Source organism: Thermus islandicus DSM 21543 (assembly GCF_000421625.1).
Classification (GTDB): Bacteria; Deinococcota; Deinococci; order Deinococcales; family Thermaceae; genus Thermus; species Thermus islandicus.
In genome coordinates this window covers 1-3,218 of record NZ_ATXJ01000047.1, presented here as the reverse complement: position 1 = coordinate 3,218, position 3,218 = coordinate 1, and the positions used below count along the sequence as shown (strand labels likewise).

Sequence of the window (3,218 nt, the reverse complement as noted above, 5' to 3'; positions counted from 1 at the left end):
TAGAGTTGCAAACCACTTAGCCCCGTAAGGGGATTGCGACCCCAGGCAGCGCCCAGGAACCGGGCCGCGTAGTCCCGTTGCAAACCACTTAGCCCCGTAAGGGGCAGGATGCACGTCGGGCTGTCGGAAGAGGACAAGGCCTTGGTCGAAGAGGCGCGGCGAATCATCGCGCGGCGCTTTCGGGAAGGCTGGCATCATATCGGCTGTGCTCTGCGGACGCGCTCGGGGAAGACCTTCTCGGCGGTCCATCTGGAGGCCACCGTGGGCCGTATCGCAGTTTGCGCCGAAGCGATAGCCATCGGCATGGCGGCGGCTGCGGGCGATACAGACATTGAGTCCATCGTGGCGGTGAATCGCTATGGAGAGGTTGTGCCTCCGTGCGGGATGTGCCGCGAGCTGATATCCGATTATGCCCCCGCAGCAATGGTCATCGTCCCGGGGAAACATGGAGAGGAAGCCGTCCCCGTGGTAGCCTTGTTGCCGAACAAATACACGCGCAACGTTTAGTCTCGGTTTCCCATGCAACTTCTGCAACATCGGCAGCTCCGAGCACGCTGTGCCCACCGTTCCCAGAGAGGCAAGTCTGGGACTGGACAGGGGCAGGTCGATGCTGATCGAACCCCCTGGATTGGAGAGTCCGAGGTTTACCCCGAGCAAGCCGCGCATCTCCTCAGAAAGGAGGACTTGGATGGAACAGGCCAATCGCTCACGGGTCAGCATTCGGAGGGCTGTCCCCGCGGACGCCCCGGGGATCGCGCGAGTTCGGGTGATCACCTGGAAGGCGCAGTATACTGGGATCGTCCCCGCGGGATACCTGGCCCAGCTCTCCCCGGAGGAGGATGTTCCCCGCTGGCGACAGGCGCTGGCGCATCCGGCACCCGGGCGGTTCATTCTGGTAGCGGAAGATCAGGCGCAGATCGTGGGTTTCGCTGCCGCGGGCCCCGAGCGCACTGGAGATGAGGTATACTGGGGAAGGTCTACGCGATCTATGTGCTGCCTGAGTATCAACGACAGGGCATCGGCCGGCAGTTGATGAGCATATGCGCAAGGGAACTTCTCCGAGATGACATCGATACGCTCCTGGTCTGGGTGCTCGAAGCGAACCCGGTCCGCCGGTTCTACGAGCAATTGGGCGGCGAACTCGTTCGAACGGGTTGGATAGAAATCGGAGGGGCTCGACTTCGGCAGCTGGGATATGGATGGAGGGATCTTCGTATTCTGATCCGGCGATGACAGGCGCTGGGCCATCATCCGGACAGAATGGATGCGCCGATGGAAGGGCGGACCCTTCGAAGGGAGCATGCACATGAGCGAGGGGCTGGCCATTGAAATCCGCGATCTTGAGAAATCCTACGGCCGGGTGCGGGCCTTGCGGGGGGTGAACCTGGAGGTGCGCCTGGGAGAGATCTTCGCTTTCCTCGGGCCCAATGGCGCCGGCAAGACCACTACCATTCGCTGTATGCTGGACTTCATCCGTCCCGACCGTGGGTCCATCCGGGTGCTGGGGATCGATCCCCAGCGCGACCCGGTGGCGGTACGGCGGCGGGTGGGGTATCTCCCGGGGGAGCTCCACTTCGACGAGAACCTGACCGTGGAAGAGGCTCTACGCTTCTTCGCCGCCATACGGGGGAGCACCGTGGACTGGAGCTATGTCCGGTCGCTGGCGGATCGGCTGGATCTGGATCTGCGTCCCCGCATTCGCAATTTATCGAAGGGGAACAAGCAGAAGGTGGGGGTGATCCAGGCCATGATGCATCGGCCGGAGCTGCTGATCCTGGACGAGCCCACCCTGGGGCTGGATCCCCTGATGCAGCGGGAAGTGCTGCGACTGGTGCGGGAGGCCCAGGCGGCGGGCGCCGCTGTGTTCTTCTCCTCCCACATTATGAGCGAGGTGGAGCAGGTGGCTGACCGGGTGGGGATCATCCGGCAGGGCGTAGTGGTGGAGGTGGCCCGGACGGCGGATCTGATCCATCGGGCGATGCGGCGGGTGCGCGTCCGCTTCCAGGCCCCGGTGGACCCCCAGCCCCTGCTCGCCTTGCCCGGCGTGCGGCTGCTGCGCCGGGAGAACGAGGACGAGTTCCTGTTGCAGGTGGAAGGGATCATGGATCCCTTTATCAAGGTTCTGGCAGCTTTTCCCGTTCAGTATCTGGAGACCGAACGGCCGAGCCTGGAGGAGATCTTCCTTGCCTATTACGAGCCTTCCCCGGAGGTCCGCCGATGAAGGCGATCTTTCGTTACACCCTGTCAGGGTTCCGGTGGGCCATTATCGGCTGGGGGCTGGGGCTGGGCCTGTTGGGGGCCTATCTCATCTCCTTCTACGATACGATCTTTGAGCAGCGGGCCCAGTGGGAGGAGCTGCTGCGGGCTTATCCTCGGGAGCTGCTGGTTTTCTTCGGGAAGGTCCAGGACATCGGGGATCCGGCGACGTATCTCCACGTGGAGCTCTTTTCCTGGCTGCCGCTCGTCCTGGGGTTTTTCGCCATTCTAACTGGGAGCGCTCTGATCGCGGGCCTGGAGGAAAGCGGAATGCTGGATCTGTTCCTGGCGCAGCCTGTGAGCCGGCGGGCGTTCTTTGCCGCTCGCGTTCTGGCCTTCCTGGTGGCCACTGTGGCCATCCTGGGGCTGACATATTTGATCATGCTCCTCGCCCGACCCCTCTCTCGGCACCTGGGGTTAGGGGCTGGGGAGCTGCTTCTGCCCTTCCTGTCGCTGTTCGCGCTGCTATGGCTGTTCGGGACCCTGGCCCTCTGGCTGAGTCTGGTGTTCCCCTCGCGGCGGGTGGCCGCAGCGGTGGTTGGGACGCTGCTGGTGGCTGGCTTCTTCCTGAACGGCCTGGCCCGGCTGGATGAGCGGCTGGAACCTGTGGCCCGCTTTTCTCCCTTCACCTCCTATCAGGGCGGAGAAGCCATCCGGTCTCTGCAGGTGGAGGGGCTGCTGGGGCTGCTCATCGCCTCGCTGGTCTTTTTGATCATGGCGGGCTGGCGGTTCGAGCGGAAGGATCTGCGGGTGAGCGGTGAGGGCTCCTGGATGCTCCCGCTCCCTCGTTTCAAGGCCTCGTCGTGAAGCGCGCCGCATCTCTTTCCCCCAGACTTGACCGCTATGCGGCCCTTGGGGTTAATAAGAGGCATGACCCTGCGTGAAGCCCTATCCCAGGTCCCAGACCCTCGGGCTCGCAACCGGCAGTACCCCCTTTGGGGTCTTCTGGCCCTCATCCTGGT

4 protein-coding genes are annotated in these 3,218 nt (G+C 63.5%); all 4 read left to right on the top strand.

Translation table 11 applies throughout. The features are described 5' to 3' along the window. Positions 1-108: 108 nt before the first annotated feature. The 4 genes from H531_RS0112255 to H531_RS0112245 all read left to right on the top strand — a co-directional run bounded on the left by H531_RS0112255 (position 109) and on the right by H531_RS0112245 (position 3,063). Entirely contained in the window at positions 109-507 is a 399-nt protein-coding gene (locus H531_RS0112255; protein ID WP_022799601.1) for a cytidine deaminase, read from the top strand. Positions 508-963: 456 nt separating this feature from the next. After that, positions 964-1,233: a GNAT family N-acetyltransferase gene (locus H531_RS15290; protein ID WP_369306859.1), complete on the top strand. Its 270-nt coding sequence runs from the start codon at positions 964-966 to the stop codon at positions 1,231-1,233. Between the two features lie 73 nt (positions 1,234-1,306). Further along, entirely contained in the window at positions 1,307-2,221 is a 915-nt protein-coding gene (locus H531_RS0112250; RefSeq protein WP_028490850.1) for an ABC transporter ATP-binding protein, read from the top strand. Next, entirely contained in the window at positions 2,218-3,063 is an 846-nt protein-coding gene (locus H531_RS0112245) for an ABC transporter permease subunit (protein WP_022799598.1), read from the top strand. The genes H531_RS0112250 and H531_RS0112245 overlap by 4 nt, the downstream gene beginning before the upstream one ends. Positions 3,064-3,218: the final 155 nt, after the last annotated feature.